15 protein-coding genes are annotated in these 16,877 nt (G+C 73.9%); 9 read left to right on the plus strand and 6 right to left on the minus strand.

The window, feature by feature from the left end:
- The first annotated feature begins 179 nt into the window (after window positions 1–179).
- Genes ACH443_RS14420 through ACH443_RS14445 form a run of 6 tightly spaced genes read left to right on the plus strand, consistent with a single transcriptional unit; the run spans window position 180 to window position 6,119 of the window.
- The gene (locus tag ACH443_RS14420; RefSeq protein ID WP_429766276.1) at window positions 180–1,148 is read left to right on the plus strand and encodes a carbohydrate ABC transporter permease; all 969 of its coding nucleotides are present in this window, start codon (window positions 180–182) and stop codon (window positions 1,146–1,148) included.
- Between the two features lie 15 nt (window positions 1,149–1,163).
- Complete coding sequence (locus tag ACH443_RS14425) at window positions 1,164–2,069, plus strand: carbohydrate ABC transporter permease (RefSeq protein WP_430555248.1); 906 nt, start codon at window positions 1,164–1,166, stop codon at window positions 2,067–2,069.
- 2 nt (window positions 2,070–2,071) lie between these two features.
- Complete coding sequence (locus ACH443_RS14430) at window positions 2,072–3,457, plus strand: arabinan endo-1,5-alpha-L-arabinosidase (protein WP_430590701.1); 1,386 nt, start codon at window positions 2,072–2,074, stop codon at window positions 3,455–3,457.
- Window positions 3,454–4,164 (plus strand): DUF624 domain-containing protein, encoded by a 711-nt coding sequence (locus ACH443_RS14435; protein WP_430590702.1) that lies wholly within the window; start codon window positions 3,454–3,456, stop codon window positions 4,162–4,164. Before ACH443_RS14430 ends, ACH443_RS14435 begins: the two co-directional genes overlap by 4 nt.
- Window positions 4,165–4,218: 54 nt before the next feature.
- On the plus strand, window positions 4,219–4,842 hold the full coding sequence (locus tag ACH443_RS14440; RefSeq protein WP_429766269.1) for an ArsR/SmtB family transcription factor: 624 nt from the start codon (window positions 4,219–4,221) through the stop codon (window positions 4,840–4,842).
- Window positions 4,839–6,119 (plus strand): MFS transporter, encoded by a 1,281-nt coding sequence (locus ACH443_RS14445; RefSeq protein ID WP_430590703.1) that lies wholly within the window; start codon window positions 4,839–4,841, stop codon window positions 6,117–6,119. The genes ACH443_RS14440 and ACH443_RS14445 overlap by 4 nt, the downstream gene beginning before the upstream one ends.
- Here ACH443_RS14445 and ACH443_RS14450 read toward each other — a convergent pair.
- The 5 genes from ACH443_RS14450 to ACH443_RS14470 form a co-directional block, all read right to left on the minus strand.
- Window positions 6,103–7,191 carry a LacI family DNA-binding transcriptional regulator gene (locus tag ACH443_RS14450; RefSeq protein WP_429766266.1) on the minus strand — a complete coding sequence of 363 codons (1,089 nt, stop codon included), beginning with the start codon at window positions 7,189–7,191 and terminating at the stop codon, window positions 6,103–6,105. The two genes, ACH443_RS14445 and ACH443_RS14450, sit on opposite strands and share 17 nt — an antisense overlap.
- A gap of 5 nt (window positions 7,192–7,196) precedes the next feature.
- A complete protein-coding gene (locus ACH443_RS14455; protein WP_430557536.1) occupies window positions 7,197–9,179 on the minus strand; it encodes a glycoside hydrolase family 127 protein in 1,983 nt (660 codons plus the stop codon).
- The gene (locus ACH443_RS14460) at window positions 9,176–10,063 is read right to left on the minus strand and encodes a carbohydrate ABC transporter permease (RefSeq protein WP_429766263.1); all 888 of its coding nucleotides are present in this window, start codon (window positions 10,061–10,063) and stop codon (window positions 9,176–9,178) included. The genes ACH443_RS14455 and ACH443_RS14460 overlap by 4 nt, the downstream gene beginning before the upstream one ends.
- Entirely contained in the window at window positions 10,063–11,022 is a 960-nt protein-coding gene (locus ACH443_RS14465) for a carbohydrate ABC transporter permease (protein WP_430590704.1), read from the minus strand. The genes ACH443_RS14460 and ACH443_RS14465 overlap by 1 nt, the downstream gene beginning before the upstream one ends.
- Window positions 11,023–11,084: 62 nt before the next feature.
- The gene (locus ACH443_RS14470) at window positions 11,085–12,434 is read right to left on the minus strand and encodes an ABC transporter substrate-binding protein (protein WP_430557537.1); all 1,350 of its coding nucleotides are present in this window, start codon (window positions 12,432–12,434) and stop codon (window positions 11,085–11,087) included.
- 136 nt (window positions 12,435–12,570) lie between these two features.
- On the opposite strand from ACH443_RS14470, the gene ACH443_RS14475 reads away from it, so the two are divergent.
- From ACH443_RS14475 to ACH443_RS14485, 3 genes are all read left to right on the plus strand, one after another.
- A complete protein-coding gene (locus tag ACH443_RS14475; RefSeq protein ID WP_430557538.1) occupies window positions 12,571–14,163 on the plus strand; it encodes an alpha-N-arabinofuranosidase in 1,593 nt (530 codons plus the stop codon).
- A 149-nt stretch (window positions 14,164–14,312) separates the two neighbouring features.
- Entirely contained in the window at window positions 14,313–14,870 is a 558-nt protein-coding gene (locus ACH443_RS14480) for a DUF6529 family protein (RefSeq protein WP_430557539.1), read from the plus strand.
- Window positions 14,867–15,154: a hypothetical protein gene (locus ACH443_RS14485; RefSeq protein WP_429766257.1), complete on the plus strand. Its 288-nt coding sequence runs from the start codon at window positions 14,867–14,869 to the stop codon at window positions 15,152–15,154. Before ACH443_RS14480 ends, ACH443_RS14485 begins: the two co-directional genes overlap by 4 nt.
- A gap of 106 nt (window positions 15,155–15,260) precedes the next feature.
- Here the strand turns inward: ACH443_RS14485 and ACH443_RS14490 are convergent, their stop codons facing one another.
- A complete protein-coding gene (locus tag ACH443_RS14490) occupies window positions 15,261–16,781 on the minus strand; it encodes a helix-turn-helix domain-containing protein (RefSeq protein WP_430590705.1) in 1,521 nt (506 codons plus the stop codon).
- Window positions 16,782–16,877: the final 96 nt, after the last annotated feature.

Below are 16,877 nucleotides of genomic sequence, written 5' to 3' on the forward strand. Positions count from 1 at the left end.
TGCCGGCGGGGGGCCCCCGCTCCGGGCGCACCCCCGGTCGGTTTCCTCACCCTGGGGGGCCCCCCCCCGCGGCCGCGCGCCCCCGCCGGGGGGGGGGGGCCCCCCCCCCCCCCGCGGCCCCCCCCACCGCACCGCCCCCGCACGTCCCCCTCGCACGTACCTGGACGAAGGAGTCTGCGATGACGTCCACCGCCACGCCGGCCACGGCCGGCACCCGCCCCCCGGCGCCGGACCCCGCCCCCGCGCCGCCACGACGCGGCGGGACCTCGCGGCTCCACCGCACCGAGAAGAGGTGGGCGCTGCTGTTCGTCGCGGCGCCCGTGCTCGGCTACCTGCTCTTCATCCTCTACCCCACGCTCTTCGCGCTGTACGCGTCGCTGACCCGGTGGAACGGGCTGGGGCCGATGCAGTTCATCGGGCTCGACAACTACGTCGCCCTGCTGGGTGACGAGCGGTTCCGCCAGACCTTGTTCAACACGTTCTTCTACATGATCGGCATCCCGATCGGGCTGGCGATCTCGCTCGCGCTCGCCGTGATGATGAACCGGAAGATCTTCGGTCGCGCGGCGTTCCGGGCCATCTACTACGTCCCCGTGATCTCGTCCATCGCCGCGATCGCGATCCTGTGGCAGTGGGCCTACAACGGCGACTTCGGCCTGGTGAACCAGTTCCTGGGGCTCTTCGGGATCGACGGCCCGAACTGGCTGGCCGACCCGGTCTGGGCCAAGCCCGCGATCATCATGATGGCGGTCTGGAAGGGGCTCGGGTACTCGATGCTGCTGTACCTGGCCGCGATCCAGTCCGTGCCCCGCTCCCTCTACGAGGCCGCCGAGCTCGACGGCGCCGGCGGCTGGCAGAAGTTCCGCTCCATCACGCTGCCGATGGTGCAGCCGGTGACGTTCTTCCTCATCGTCACGCAGGTCATCGGCGGCGCGATGATCTTCATCGAGATCCAGATCATGACGCCCACCGGCGGGCCGGAGTACTCCACGGCCTCCGTCGTCTACCACATCTGGCTCCAGGCGTTCCGGTACCAGCAGATGGGCTACGCCACGGCGATGTCGGTGGTGCTCGGGCTCCTCATCCTCGTCATCACGCTCATCCAGTTCCGACTGAACCGGCGCAACGCCGGCTTCGTCGTCGACTGAGGCCAGGGAGACACCATGACCACCACGACGCCCGCTCCCACGACCGCCACCACGACCGGCGCCCCGACGGGCACGCGCCTCGGCCGCTCGGCACGCTCGCGCCTCACCGACACGATCGTGTGGGTCGTCCTCGCGGCGGGTGCGGTCTTCATGATCGCCCCGCTCGTGTGGATGCTCTCCACGTCCCTGAAGACGAAGCTCGAGGTCTTCGCCCTGCCCCCGGTGTGGATCCCGGAGGTCCCCCAGTGGGACACCTACGTCCGCATGTGGACGGACTCCTACGTCCTCGACGGCATCAAGAACAGCCTCGTCGTGTCGCTGAGCGTCACGGTGATCGGGACGTTCACCTGCTCGCTGGCGGCGTTCGCCCTCGCCAAGATGCGGATGCCGTTCAAGAACGCGATCTTCATCGGCCTTCTCACCGGCATCATGATCCCGTTCCCGACGATCATGATCCCGCAGTTCGTGATGTTCTCGAAGATCGGCTGGGTGGACACGCTGTGGCCCCTGATCGTGCCGGCGATCTTCGGCAACATCGTGATGATCTTCTTCCTGCGCCAGTACCTGTCGAGCGTGCCGGACTCCCTCGTCGAGGCGGCCAAGATCGACGGCGCCTCCTACTGGCAGATCTTCTGGCGCATGATCATGCCGATCATCCGGCCCGCCGTCGCCGCCCAGTTCATCCTGTGGTTCATGGCGGTCTGGAACGACTACCTGGCGCCGATCCTGTACCTGAACACCCCCGAGAAGCAGACGCTGCAGGTGGTCATCGCGAACATGAACGTCCAGTACGCGACCCAGCGCGACTACCCGCTGATCATGGCCGCGTCCGTCGTCGCCGTGCTGCCCATCCTCGTGGTCTTCCTGATCTTCCAGCGGCAGATCATCGAGTCCGTCGCCCTCACCGGCACGAAGGGTTGACGATGACGGACACCACGACGGACACCCCGACGGACACCGCCCTCGACACCGCGGCCTGGCGCGGCCGCCACGTGCACGACCCCACCGCCGTGCGGGACGACGACGGCGTCTACTGGCTCTTCTCCACGGACGCGCGCTCCGACGGCCCCGTGCGCGGGGGCGTGCAGGTGCGCCGCTCGACGGACCTCGTGACCTGGGACTTCCACGGCTGGGCGCTGCCGGGCGTGCCCGCGCCCGCGGCGGCGTGGTCGGGCGCCGAGGGCCTGTGGGCGCCCGAGGTCGTGCGGGTCGGCACCCCGGCGGGCAGCACCTGGCGCATGTACTACTCGGCCTCGACGTTCGGCTCGCGCCGGTCGGCGATCGGCCTGGCCGAGGCGCCGCACCCGGCGGGCCCGTGGACCGACCGCGGTGTCGTCGTGTCGAGCGACCACGCCGACCCGCCCGCGGGGCTCGGCCACCCCAACGCCATCGACGCCAACGTCGTGACCGAGGCGGACGGGACGCAGTGGCTCGTGTACGGGTCGTTCTTCGGCGGGATCCACGCGCTCCCCCTCGACGCCGCGACCGGGTTCGTGGCCGACGGGTTCGCGCCCGCGCCGGGCGAGCTGCACGCCGCGCCGGGCCGCCTCCTGGCGCACCGGGCGCGGGCGGCCGACGGCGCGGTCGAGGGGGCGTACGTGCTCCCCCGGCCCGGCGGCGGCTGGGCGCTGCTCGTCTCCTACGACTCGCTCGGGGGCAGCTATCACCTCCGGGCGGCCGTGGGCGACGCCGTCCCCGGCCCCTACCGCGACCGCGCCGGCCGCCTCATGACCGACGTCGACGCCGACCCGTGGGCCGTCGGCGTGCCCGTGCTGTCCGGGCACCGGCTCGCCGGAGGCCCGGGGATCCTCGCGCCCGGCCACGCGTCCGTGCTCACCGAGCGGGTGCCCGCCGCGGCCCCCGAGGCGGGCTCGCACGTGCGCCAGCTCCTGGTGCACCACGTCCGCGACGCCGACGCTCCCACCGAGCACCGGCTCCAGGTGCGGCGGCTGGTGTGGACGCACGACGGCTGGCCGCTCGTCGCCCCGCAGCCCTGGGCCGGCGCCGCACGGGAGGTGGACGACGTCTCGCGCTGGCCGGCCGACGCGGCCGTCCTCGACGGCACGTGGGAGCGCCTCACGCCGGGCACCGACCCGAGGCACGTGCAGGACGGCGTCGTCGGGCCGCTGGAGGCCCGGACCGCGGTGCGCGCCCTGGGCGGAGGACGCTTCGCCTGGACCGCCCCCGACGGCGCGGCCGTCTCCGCCGTCGTGCACCCGGCATGGGACGGCGTGCGCGGCCGCGCCACCCTGTGCCTCGAGGCGCTCGACGACACGGGTCGCGTCACCCTCGCGACGAGGCTCCCGTGACGGCCCCCGCACCGGCACCCACCGGACCTGCGGAGGGCGCCGTGCGCGCCGCCGTCGCCGAGGCGGAGGTGCCCGGCTGGGCGGGCGGCGTGATGCTCGCGCTGCGCTGGGCGACGCTCCTCGTCGAGGTCTCCGCCATGGTGGTGCTGGGCACCCTCGCCGGGGGCGTGCTGCTCGGCCTCGGCCCGGCGCTGCGCGCGGGCGGCGTCGTCGTCGCCCGGATGACGGCGGAGCCCGCGCCGTGGCGGACGTTCTGGCGCACGTGGCGCGACGGGTTCGGCCGCACCGCCGCGCTCTTCGCGCCCGTCTGGGCGGTCGCCGGGCTGCTGTGGCTCGACGGCGCGGCGCTGGGCCTGCTCGGCGGCTCGGGCCTCCTCGGCGGACCCGGTCGCGCGGTCCTCACCGGGGGCCTGCTGGCCGTCGGGGCGTGGGTCGCCGTCGTCCTCGCCTGCTGGCCGGTGGTGGTGGCGCGGTACGCGAGCGGGCCCGTGGCGACCTGGCGGCTCCTGCTGCTGCTCCCCCTGCTCGGCCCGGCGACGTCGCTCGCGGTCCTCGTGGTGGCCGCGGCCCTGCTCGCCGCCGCCTGGGCGCTGCCGCTCCTGGCCGTGCTGGTCGGCCCCGGCTTCTGGCTGTGGGCCACCGGCCGCCTCGCCGCCGACCGGCTCGACCGGATCGACGCCCAGGTCTCGGGGGGCCCCGCGGCCTGACCGAGTTTCACAAGAACTCTTGTACAACACCTCTTGTGGGTCTACGGTGGCGGGATGACGCACCCACCCATCCCTCCCGAGGGCACGCCGCAGGACGGCGCACCCGACCCGCAGCAGGGCGTGCGCACCGTCACCGAGGCGAAGGCGCTCGCCGCCCTCGCCCACCCCTACCGGGCCCGCCTCATGGACGCGCTCAAGGTCGACGGCCCCTCCACCGCGTCCACGCTCGCGCGCCGCACGGGGCAGGCCGTCGGCAGCGCCAGCCACCACCTCAAGGTGCTGCACGACGCCGGCCTCGTCGCTGAGGCCCCCGAGCTCGCCCGCGACCGACGCGAGCGCTGGTGGCGCCTCGTCGCGCCACGGCTCCGCTGGTCGCGTCAGGAGTTCGCCGCGGACGCCGCCGCCGTGACCGCCGCGCAGGCCGCCGAGGCGCTCCACCTCCAGCGCCAGTTCGACCGGGTCCGGGAGTGGCAGGCCAACGCCGGGTCGGCGCCCGAGTGGGACGGCGCCGCGTTCGCGACCGAGACGTGGGTGCACCTGTCTCCGGAGGAGCTCGCCGCGCTCGGCGAGGAGATCACGGCCGTCCTCGTGCGCTGGGCCGAGCGCCCGCGCCCGGACGACGGCGTCGAGCGCGAGCCCGTGCTCGTCTTCGGCCGCGGGTTCCCCGCCCAGCCATGACCGCCGCCACGGCCGACGCCGCCGTCGTCCCGCTCGCGCGCAACCGCGGCTTCCGGCGGCTCTGGGTGGGCGAGGGCGTCAGCGTGCTGGGCAACGCCACCACGTCGGTGCTGCTCCCCCTCGTCGCGGTGCTCGAGCTCGACGCCGGGGCCGCGGTGGTCGGCCTGCTCACGGCGGCGGCGTGGCTGCCGTGGCTCGTCATCGGCCTGCCCGCCGGCGCGTGGATCGACCGGCTCCCGGCACGGGCCGTGATGATCGTGGCCGACCTGGTGGCCGCCGTCGCCGTCGGCGGCGTCCCCGTCGCCGCCGCGCTCGACGCGCTGACCCTGCCGCACCTCGTCGGCGCCGCGCTCGCCGCGGGCGTCAGCACCGTCTTCTTCCGCACCGCGTACACCGTCTTCCTCCCCCAGGTCGTGCCCGACGAGCAGCTCGAGGCCGCGAACGCGCGCCTGCTCGGCACGGAGTCGGGCATGCAGGTGGCGGGGCCGGGGATCGGCGGCGCGACGGCGCAGGCGCTCGGCGCCGCCGCCGGGCTGGCCCTGGACGCGGCGAGCTTCCTCGTCTCGGCCTTCTGCCTCTGGCGCGTCCGGCCGGAGCGGCAGCCGGAGCGACCGCCCCAGGCGCCGCTGCGGGTGCGTATCCGCGAGGGCGTGGCGTTCGTGGCCTCCGACCGCTACCTGCGCTGGTTCGTCGTCGTGGGCGGGATCTCCAACTTCGGCCTCACCGGGTACACCGCGCTGCTCGTGCTGTTCCTCGTGGACACCGTCGGCCTCGGCCCGTCCGCACTGGGTGTCGTGATGACCGTCGGCGCGTGCGGCGGGCTGCTCGGCGCGACCGTGGCCACCTGGCTCAGCCGGCACCTCGGCAGCGCCCGCGCCACGGTGCTGCTCATCGTCGCCGGCGGGCCGCCCGCGCTCCTGGTGGGCCTCGGGGGCGGCGGCGCGCAGGTCGCGTGGACCGTCGCCGGCCTCTTCCTGGTCGGGCTCGCGGTGGTCTCCGGGAACGTGCTGCGCGGGGCGTGGCGGCAGCGCTACGTGCCGCAGCCCCTGATGGGTCGCGTCGTCACGACCAGCCAGTTCGTCAACTTCGGCACGATGCCGCTCGCCGGGCTCGCCGCGGGCGCCCTGGGCGAGGTGCTCGGCGTGCGCGAGACCGTGCTGCTCATGGCGGCGGTGCACTGCGCCGCCTGCCTCAGCGCGCTGCGCAGCCCGCTGCGCGGCCTGCGGGAGATGCCGGCACCGCGGGAGATGCCGTCGGTCGTCACGCCGTCGCGCTGACCGGCGACACGATCTCCTCGTTGCCGCCGGGCTGGACGGCCACCACCTTCTCCATCCCCTCCGCGGCGTCACCGGTGGACTCCCGGCCCACGACGCGCGAGTCGGGGATCACCCGGCGGAACGGACGCTCGTCGCCACCGGCGATCCGCTCGACGAGCAGGTCCACCGCCGTGCGGGCGATCTGCTCGCGCCCCGGGTCCACGGAGCTGAGGGTAGGCACGGAGTACCGCACGTCGTCGACGTCGTCGAAGCCGATCAGCGCGACGTCGCCCGGCACCTCGATCCGGCGGGCGTGCAGCGCGTGCAGCGCGCCCAGGGCCATCGCGTCGTTGAGGGCGAAGACGGCGTCGATCTCGACGCCGGAGTCGAGCAGCCGCGCCATCGACTCCGACCCGGTCGAGCGGTGCCACAGCCCGGCCTCGGAGACCAGCGCAGGGTCGTACGGGAGCCCGGCGGCCGCCAGACCCTGCCGGTAGCCCTCGGTCCGCAGGGCGGCGGAGCCGACCAGCTCGCCCTCGTGCGCGCCGACGACCGCGATCCGCGTCCGGCCCAGCGACGCGAGGTGCAGCGTGGCGGCGCGCGCCGCGGCCACGTTGTTCATCGTCACGTGGTCGGCCGGGGCGTCGAAGACGCGCTCGCCCAGCACCACCAGCGGGAAGTCGACCTCGAACAGCCCGACGTCGTCCTGCCCGAGCGCCAGCGGCGAGAAGATCACGCCGTCCGTGAGGTGGCGTCGGCGGCCGTCGAGCAGCTCGATCTCGCGCTCGCGCACCGACCCGGTCTGCTCGATGAGCACGGTGAGGCCCTGCTCCTCGGCCGAGCGGATCACGGAGTCCGCGAGCTCGGCGAAGTACGGCAGCCGCAGCTCCGGCACGGCGAGCGTGATCATGTCCGTGCGCTGCGTGCGCAGGTTGCGCGCCGTGGTGTTGAGGCGGTACCCGAGGTGCTCGATCGCCTCCTCGACGCGCCGGCGCGTCTCGGGCCGGATGTGCGGGTACCCGTTCACGACGTTCGACACCGTCTTGATCGACACGCCGGCCCGCTGGGCCACGTCGTGCATGGTCACGCGCATGCCGCTCACCTTCCCGACCGCCCTCGGTCGCCGGGCCGCGCCGATGCCGCGGCCGGGACCCAGACGCGCATCGGACCCTCTCCTCGATTGCCCCACACAGCGTAGGGCACGGCCCGGACCTGCAGGTCCACGGGGGCGACGGGCGCGTCGCCCTCCACGGCGCCGTCCACGGCGCGGTAGAGCGGGACCCCCGCGGACGACGTCGCGCGCCCGGAGCCGACCAGCGTCGCCCCGACGCCCAGGACGTCGTCCGCCGGCCCCACCTCGAGGCCGGCGGCGAGGTCGAGCGTCACGTCCTCGAGGGCGACCCCGTGGTCGACCTGCTCCAGGCAGTGCACCAGGGGACCGCGGGCCAGGGCGACGCAGCCCCGCACGGCGTCGACGTGCGGGTGCGCGGCGAGCGCGCGCGGCTCCATCGGCAGGCTCAGCCGCACGCGGCGCGCGCCGGCCCCGACCCGCAGGTAGCCGCGGGCGTCGAGCACCGCGGCGACGTCGACGGCGGCACCGTCCACCTCCAGCCGGGTGCGCGCGGCGTCCGCCCAGCCGGGCAGCCGCAGCGCGAGCGGCACCGGCGACGGGGCGTCCGCGGTGAGGACGACGTCTCCGTCCCACGGGTAGCCGGTCCGGATCCGCACGCGCGACCCGTCCCCGTCCTCGAGGTCGGCGTCGGCGTACAGGTGCACGGCGAGCGCGCCGTCGTCGGCGTCCCGGCTGGCGACCATGGTGTGCAGCGACGCGACCAGCCGCGCCAGGTTGGGCGGGCAGCACGCGCAGGCGAACCAGCCGCGCCGGCCGGACGCCTGGTACTCGTCCGCCCCGTCGTGGCCGGTGCGCACCTGCAGCGGGTTCGAGTAGAAGAAGGCCGTGCCGTCCGTCGACGTGGCCGCCGCGACCACGTTGAGCAGAGCGTGCTCGAGCGAGTCCGCGTACCGCGCCTCGCCCGTGGCGAGCAGCATCCGCCAGTCCCACAGCACGCTCGCCACCCCGGCGCACGACTCGGCGTACGCGCGGTCGGGCGGCAGCTCGAAGGGGTCGCCGAAGGACTCGTCCTTGTGTCGCGAGCCCATCCCGCCGGTGACGTGCGTGCGTCGCCCGTGCGCGTCGTCCCACTGCCGCGCGGCGGCCGCGAGCAGCGCGTCCTCCCCGGTCTCGAGGTAGAGGTCGACGACGCCGGCCAGCAGGTAGAGCTGCCGGACGGCGTGCCCGGCCACCTCGTCCGCGGCGCGCACCGGCGTCGCGTCCTGGTGGTAGGCGGGCTCGAACGGGCCGGAGCCGAGGCGGCCGTACCCGCGCAGGTCGAGCATCCGGCGGGCGGCCTCGCGGTACGCCGGGTCACCCGTCTCGCGGTAGAGCTCCACGAACGCCGACTCGACCTCCGGGTGCCCGCACACGAGCTCCTCGCCCTCGTCCAGGCGGGACACGACGTCGTCCGCCCACGCCGTCGCGACGTCGAGAAGGTCGTCCCGGCCGGTGGCACGCGCCCGCGCGACGCCCGCCTGCACCAGGTGGCCCAGCACGTACAGCTCGTGCCCCCAGCGCAGGTCGGCGTACGGCTCGGCGGACGCCGCCGCCCCGCCGAGCACGTGCGAGTCCAGGTAGCCGGACGGCGCCTGGACCCGGCGCAGCAGGCCGACGACGCGCCGCACCTCGTCCTCGTGCCGCGGGGCACCGGAGCGTGCCGACTCCCACGCGACCGCCTCGAGCGTCTTGTGCACGTCCGAGTCGGCGAAGTTGAAGCCGCGGTACGGGCCGTCGTGGTGCTCGGGGTCGGCAGGGTCGAGCAGGCGGCGCAGGTTGTCGAGGGCCCCCGACGTCTCCAACGCCCCGAGGCAGTGCGGGACCGTCGCGGCGGCGTTGCGCTCCTGCCACCGTCCGAGGAGCCCGGACGGCTCGAGCCGCGCCGCCCCGGCGGGCAGCGGGCGGGTGCGCGCCGCGGGCAGCGCACCGCCCACGGGCCCCGCCCCGGCCGGCGCGGCGACGGGCGTCACTTGATCGACCCGAGGGACAGGCCGCCCTGCCAGTACTTCTGCAGGGCGAGGAACGCCACGATCAGGGGCAGGATCGACACGAGCGCGCCGGTGGTGATGAGGTTCCACACCTGCTCGCCGCCCGCCCCCGCGTTCGACAGCGCCTGCCACTGGTTGATGCCCACCGTGACGGGCAGCAGCTGCGGGTCGCGCAGCACGGCCAGCGGGAGGAAGAAGTTGTTCCACGTCGCGACGGTCGTCAGCAGCAGGACCGTGACGAACGCCGGCCGCAGCAGCGGCAGCGCGACGCGGAAGAACAGGCGCAGCTCCCCCGCGCCGTCGACCCGGCCGGCGTCGAGCATCTCGTCCGGGATGGCGTCGACGGCGTACACGCGCACGAGGTAGACGCCGATCGGGCTGAGCAGCGACGGCAGGATCACGGCCCACATCGTGTTGATCATGCCGAGCTGGCTGAGCAGCACGAACGTGGGGATGGTCAGCGCCGTGAGCGGCACCATCACGGAGCCCAGCAGCATGGAGAAGTAGAGGTTGCGGCCGCGGAACCGGTACTTGGCCAGGGCGTACCCGGCCAGCACGGCGAGCACCGTGGACCCCACGCCGCCGACGATCGCGTACACGAACGAGTTGCGCATCCACGTCCAGTAGATGCCGCCCTGGTACGTGAACAGCTGCTTCACGTTGTCCCACAGCGCGAACTCGTCGTTGAACCACAGGGCGCCGCCGGAGCCCACGAACAGGCCGCTGTTCGACTTCGTGGACCCGACGACGAGCCACCACAGCGGCACGACGAAGTAGAGCACCGCGAGGAGCAGGAACACGTGGGAGCCGATCCGGCGCTGTCGCGGCCGGCGCGAGAGGGTCTGCTGCGTCGCCGTCGTCGTCATCACTTCAGTCCGCTCTGCTTGCGGGTGGCGTACAGGAACACGTACGACCCGATGAACACGAGGATCCCGAGCGCGAACGCGATCGTGGAGGCGTAGTTGAACTGGCTGTAGGAGAACGCCATCGAGTACGCGTACATGTTCGGGGTGTAGGTGGTGGGGATCGCGCCCTGCGCGACCGACCGCAGCACCGTCGGCTCGGTGAAGAACTGCAGGGTGCCGATGAGCGCGAACACCACGATCATCACCATCGACGACGCGATCATCGGGATCTTGATCCGGAACGCGATCGCCCGGTTCCCGGCGCCGTCGAGCCTGGCCGCCTCGTACACCGACGGGTCGATCGCCCGCAGCGCGGCGTAGACGATGATCATGTAGTAGCCCACCCACTGCCAGGTCACGATGTTGACCAGCGAGCCGAAGACGAGGTCGCGGCTGAGGAAGTCGGGCGCGGCCAGGCCGAAGAGCCCGAAGACGTCGTTCGCGGGGCCGAACCGCGGGCTGTACAGGAATCCCCACATCAGCGCACCGATGACGGCGGGGATGGCGTACGGCACGAAGACGAGCAGCCGCGACGCCTTCGACAGGCGGGTGGCCAGCGTGTCGAGCACGAGCGCGATCGCCACGGCGAGGCCGATCTGGATCGGCACCATGACGAGCACGAACCGGCCCACCCGCGCCATGCCGGACAGGAAGTCCGCGTCGGTGAACACGCGCACGTAGTTGGCCACGCCGGTGAAGACGCTCTCGCCCCCGGTCGCGATGCCCTTGGTGTGCAGGCCGAGCCAGAAGGCGTACCCGAGCGGCACCAGCAGGAACAGCACGAACACGACCGTGAACGGGGCGAGGAACAGCCAGCCCCACCACTGCCGCTTCGTGTCGAGCAGGCTCTGCCCGCGTCGTCCGCCCGCGGGGCGGGCGCGCTGCGCCGTCGCCGGCGCGGCGGAAGTCGTCGAGGTCATCACGGAGCCCCCTCCTATCGGTGCGGTGCTTGTCGACCCTGCGCTTGTCGATCCTGTGCGCGTCATCGGACCGTGAACCCCTGCTGCTCGGCGTAGCGCACCAGGCTGTCCTGGATGGTCGCCAGCGCGTCGGCGGCGGTCGAGTCGCCCTCGACCATGTCGTAGAGGGCCATGGTCTGGCGGTCGTACGCGTACACCTGGAACGGGCTGAACGTGAAGCCCGGGTACTGGGCCGCCGCGTCGAGGAAGACGTCCCGGTTGACCTGCTGGCCGCCGAAGAACGGGTAGCGGCGGTCGGTGAACCACGGCGCGTCGAGCGCGAGGTTCCACAGCGGGAACAGGCCGGCGTCCTCGACGCCGATCTTCCACGTCTCCTCGTCGTCGAACAGCTCCATCGCGACGGTGGCGGCCGCCTCGGGGTCCGTGGCCTGGGAGGTGACCGCGAGCGCCGAGCCGCCCTGGTTCACCTGGACCGGGTTCGCCGGGTCCCACTGCGGCAGCGGCGCGGCCTTCCACTCGGCGCCGGAGTCGGCGTCCGACAGCCCCTCGAGGTAGCCGGGGCCCCATGCGGCGGCGATGTAGACGGCGTAGGTGCCGTCCACCAGGGACGTGTTGTAGTCGCTGGTGAACGCGTCGTCGCTGGACACGAGGCCGCGGTCGATGAGGTCCTCCCAGTAGGACAGGACGTGCCGCGCCTCGGGGGTGTCGACGTCGATGCCGATCTGGTCGCGCCGTGCCGGGTCGTAGGCGAACGGCGCCCAGCCGGCCTGCGCGAACAGCGCGTAGTTGAAGGCGCCGCCGTTCGTGGCGTAATTGGTGATGTAGCCGTCGTAGCCGGCGTCGCGCAGGTCCTGCGCGGCCTGGGCGAACTCGTCCCAGGTGGTCGGCGGCTCGACGCCGTACGTCGAGAAGATGTCGGCCCGGTACAGCATGCCCACGGGGCCGCCGTCGACCGGGACGGCGAACACCGAGCCGCCGCTCGAGACGTCCGACCAGGCGCCGGCGGGGAACTGGTCCTCGAGGGCGGCGGCGCCGTACGGCGCGAGGTCGGCGAGCCCGTCGAGGATCGTGTAGGTCGGCAGGATCTCGGACTCGAGCTGGATGACGTCGGGCGCCCCGGTGCCCGCCTCGAGGGCGGTGGAGAACTTGCCGTACTCGTCGGCGCCCTGGCCCGCGTTGGTCCAGCAGATCTGGACGTCGTCGTGCTGGGCGTTGAACGTGTCCACGATCTGCTCGACGGCGGGGTACCAGGCCCAGAGGGTGACGCGCGTGGCGTCGGGCTTGGTGATCTCGTTGGTGCAGCTCGTGTTGCCCGCCGGGCCGGCGTCGTCGCCGGGAGCGCACGCCGCGAGCGACAGGCCGGCCAGACCGGCGGCCGTCGCCGCCACGGCGCGTCGCAAGCCTCTGCGCATGCCGATTCCTCCTCGAGTCGTCCGGACCCAGATCCTCCTGGGCCGATTGGTGCCGCGCGCGGCGACCGTGGTTGACTCTACATCGTTGTACACGGTGGCTTCACCATCGCCCACTTCGACGAGGAACGTGAGACCCATGACGGCTCCCCACACCGATGCCCGCCCCGCCCCCGCCGCTCCCGACCACGCCCCCGGCGCCACCGCAGGCGCCCGCGTCACCCTGCACCCCGACTTCCGCCGCGGCGCCGTCGACCGCCGCCTGTTCGGCTCGTTCGTCGAGCACCTCGGTCGTGCCGTGTACACCGGCATCTACGAGCCGGGTCACTCCGCCGCGGACGAGCACGGCTTCCGCCGCGACGTCGCGGACCTGGTCCACGAGCTGGGCGTGCCGATGGTGCGCTACCCCGGCGGCAACTTCGTCTCCAACTACGTGTGGGAGGACGCCGTCGGCCCGGTCGAGCAGCGCAAGCCGTTCCTCGACCTCGCCTGGCGCACCGTCGAGCCGAACCTCGTCGGCACCGACGAGTTCCTGCAGTGGGCGGAGCGCGAGGGCGTCGAGCCGATGATGGCGGTCAACCTCGGCACCCGCGGCGTCGACGCCGCGGCCGCCCTGGTCGAGTACTGCAACGGCGAGGCCGGCACCCGGTGGGCCGACCTGCGCATCGCCAACGGCCGTGAGAAGCCCTACGGCGTGACGCTGTGGTGCCTCGGCAACGAGATGGACGGCCCGTGGCAGATCGGCCAGAAGGACGCTCACGAGTACGGCAAGCTCGCCGCCGAGGCCGGCAAGGCGATGAAGCTCGTCGACCCGTCGATCTCGCTGATCGTGTGCGGTTCGTCGTCCATGCAGATGCCCACGTTCGGCGCGTGGGAGCGCACGGTCCTGTCGTACACGTACGACCTGGTGGACCACATCTCCATGCACGCCTACTACGAGGAGATCGACGGCGACCGCGCGTCCTTCCTCGCGTCGGGCACCGCCATGGACCGGTTCATCGACCGGGTCGTCGCCTCGGCGGACGCCGTCGGCGCAGAGCGGCGCAGCGACAAGGCCATCACCATCAGCTTCGACGAGTGGAACGTCTGGTACAACACCACCCGCTTCGGCGGCGAGGAGAACCTGCCGATCCAGCGCGACGCCCCGCGCATCATCGAGGACGTCTACTCCGGCCTCGACGCCGTCGTGGTGGGCGACCTCATGGTCACCCTGCTCAACCACGCCGACCGCGTGCCCGTCGCGTGCCTCGCGCAGCTCGTCAACGTCATCGCGCCGATCATGACCGCGCCGGGCGGCGAGGCGTGGCGCCAGCCCACGTTCCACCCGTTCGCGACGACGTCGCGCCTCGCGCGCGGCACGGCGCTCGACGTGCGCGTGGACGCGCCGACGTACGACACCGCGCAGCACGGCGCCGCGCCGGTCGTCACCGCCGCCGCGACGGTGGACGACGACGGCTCGCTCGGCCTGTTCCTCACCAACCGGTCCGACCGGGTGGTCGAGGTCGAGCTGGCCCACGTCGGCGCCGCGCTCGGCCTCACCGAGGGCTGGCAGATGGTGGCGGACCACGAGCCCGCCGTCGAGGGCCCGGAGCACGCCGCGAAGGTCGCCGAGGCCTGCTGGTCCACGGTCGACGTCGCCTCCGCCGCGACGCCGGGCGCCGGCGGCACGACCCGCGTGCGGCTCGCCCCCGAGTCCTGGACCGCGTTCGCCGGGACGTTCGCCCGCGCCTGAGCCCCCGCTGACGCCGAACAGGCGGTTGACACCGTCATCGCGAGCGATCGCGCCCCCTGGTGTCAACCGCCTGTCCGACCTCAGGGCGGCCGGGGGGGCAACGTCGTGTCCGGTGGCCGACAACCGGCGGACCGGGCACTGTGACTCGCATGGGCGAGTCCCCCGCGGTCCCCCGCGCGTCGTGGCGCTGGGCCCTGGCCGCCGCGACGGTGGCCGGCGTGGCCGTGGCGGCCGCGCTCGGCGCGTACGCGGACGCGCACCCGGGCGACGGTGCCCCGCTGCTGACCCTGTGGTTCACCGACATGCTGGCGATGAAGGCGTGGCTGTCCACCGCCGCCGTGTCGCTCCTCCTGGTCCAGCTCGCCTCCGCCCTGGCGATGTACGGCCGGCTGCCGGGCGTCCGGGAGGCCCCGGGCTGGGTCGGCCTGCTGCACCGGTGGAGCGGCGTGGCCGCGTTCGGCCTCACGCTGCCGGTCGCCTTCGCGTGCGTCTGGTCGATCGGGTTGGAGGACGATCCCGCGCGGGCGCTGGTGCACTCCGTCGCCGGCTGCCTGTTCTACGGCGCGTTCACGGTCAAGATGCTCGCCCTGCGCGTGCGCGGCCTGCCGCCCGTCGTGCTGCCCCTGCTCGGCGGCTCGGTGGTGGCGCTCCTCGCCCTCGTCTGGTCCACCTCCGCGCTCTGGTACCTCACCGGGGGCATCGCGTGACGGGCCCCGCCGCTCCCGCCCCGGACGGTCCGGGACCGTCGCGACGCGACGTCGTCGAGGGCCTCGCCGTCGCGCTGCTCGCCGGCGTCGGCGGCTTCGCCTGGTTCTCCGCCTCCGGTCCGCCGTCCGAAAGCGAGCGCGAGGAGCTCGAGGACCAGCGCGACGAGGAGCAGGACGAGCTCGAGGACCAGCAGGACGACGAGCGTGACGACGACGAGGACCGGCAGGACGACGAGCAGGACGACGACGAGGACCGCAGCGGTCCGGACCGGGGGCGAGGATGAGGCGACCGTTCCGGCAGCGCCTGCCCACGCTGGTGCTGATCGCGCTGGCCGCCGCGACCGTCGGCGCGATGCTGGCCGCGCTGCGCTGACCGTCGCCCGACAGGGCTCAGACGGTGGCGTGCCGCCTCACGATGCGGCTCACCGTCGCGCGCGACACGTCGAAGCGCTCGGCGATCTCCCGGTGCGTGAGCCCGTCGTCGGCGAGCTCGACGATCCGGCGGTCGCGGTCGCCCCGGTCGTCGGGCTGCTCGTCGGCCGTCGCGGCCGCGGGCTCCTCCGCCGTGGCCGCGGGCGCCTGCGGCGCGGCGGGCTCGACCGGGACGTCGACCGCCGTGTCCTCCGTGGCCTCCCCGTCCGGCGAGGTGCCGTGGGCCGTGAGGAACGCGGACCGCTGGGCGAGCGCGCCGCCCAGCGCCGGGTCCGCCTGCCGGAGCAGGTCGAACACCTCGACCCGGCGGGTGTGGCCCGTCTCCGGCAGCGGCTCGCGCGTGCCCGGGAGCCCGCTGTCGACCTCCACGTCGGCGGGCCGGGGCTCCGGCTCGTCGCCCTCCTCGGCACCACGGCCCTGCACGGCGGGTTCGACCGCCGGGTCCGGCCCCAGGTCCTCGTCCACTTCGTCGAACCAGGCCTGCACCACCGCGTCGTCCACCGCGTCGTCCACCGCGTCGTCCCGGCGCCCGGCCGCGTCGACGACGGGCGTCGCGCCCGTGAGCGCCGCCTGGAGGTCGTCGGCGAACGCGTCGTCGGCGAACGCGCCGCCCTCCACCGCCGTCGTCGTGACGACCGGCTCGGGGGCTGGCTGTCGCAGGGCCGCCGGCGACGGCGCGACGAGCTCCGGCGCCGGTGCGGCGGGCGCCGGCAGCGCGCGCGGGCCCGTGGCGGCCGCACCGCGGGCGACGCCACGCTCGACGGAGCTCGCGCCGATGAGGTCGAGGCGGTTGCCGTGCCGCTCGGCGGCCTCGAGCCGCTCCACCCAGACCTGCATGCGCCGCTCGAAGTCCTCGACCGTGAGCAGCTTCAGCGCGGCGTCGCGGGCGGCCCGCTGGCGGCTGTGCGCCGTCCGCACCTTGCGCATGCCCGCGTGGTTCCCGGTGCTGTCGAGGCGCGCGTCGCGCCACAGCTCGAGGGCGGTGACGTACTGGTGCACGCGGTGCTCGCGGCGGCGCTCGTCGAGCGTGTGCCCCGTGACGAGGTGGCGCTCGCCCACCAGCGCCAGGTGCCACATGAGGGCGGCGACCAGCGGCGGCACGAACCGGAACGCGACCATGTACGGCGTGCTCGCGTCCGGCACGGCGATCTCGTGCAGCGCCGCGAACATGCCGGACGTGCCCGACAGGATCCACGTCAGGGTGAGGAGCACGCCGTACGGCCGCCCCTCGAGGGCGGCGTTGCGCGCCATGAGGGCGACGGCGACGAGGCTGACCTCGAGGAAGCCGGCGAGGGCGTACGCCTCGGCCGGGGACATCCCCGCCACCTCCAGGCCGAAGAGCACCATGCCGCTGTACGCCAGGGCGGTCGCGATGGTCGCGGCGACGACGACCGCGACCATCGGCAGGTGCCGCCCGCGGTAGCGCACCGTGGCGCGGGCGGGGCCCGTGGTGTCGGTCGTCGGGTCGTGCTGGGTCACGTCATTCCTCCGGGAGTCGCTGATCTGCGCGCATGTCAGATCTGCGCATATACCAGCATTGGGACGATCCAGACGTCAACGACACCGCGGGTGAAC

This window comes from Isoptericola sp. NPDC019571, from assembly GCF_044389385.1.
GTDB lineage: Bacteria > Actinomycetota > Actinomycetes > Actinomycetales > Cellulomonadaceae > Isoptericola > Isoptericola nanjingensis.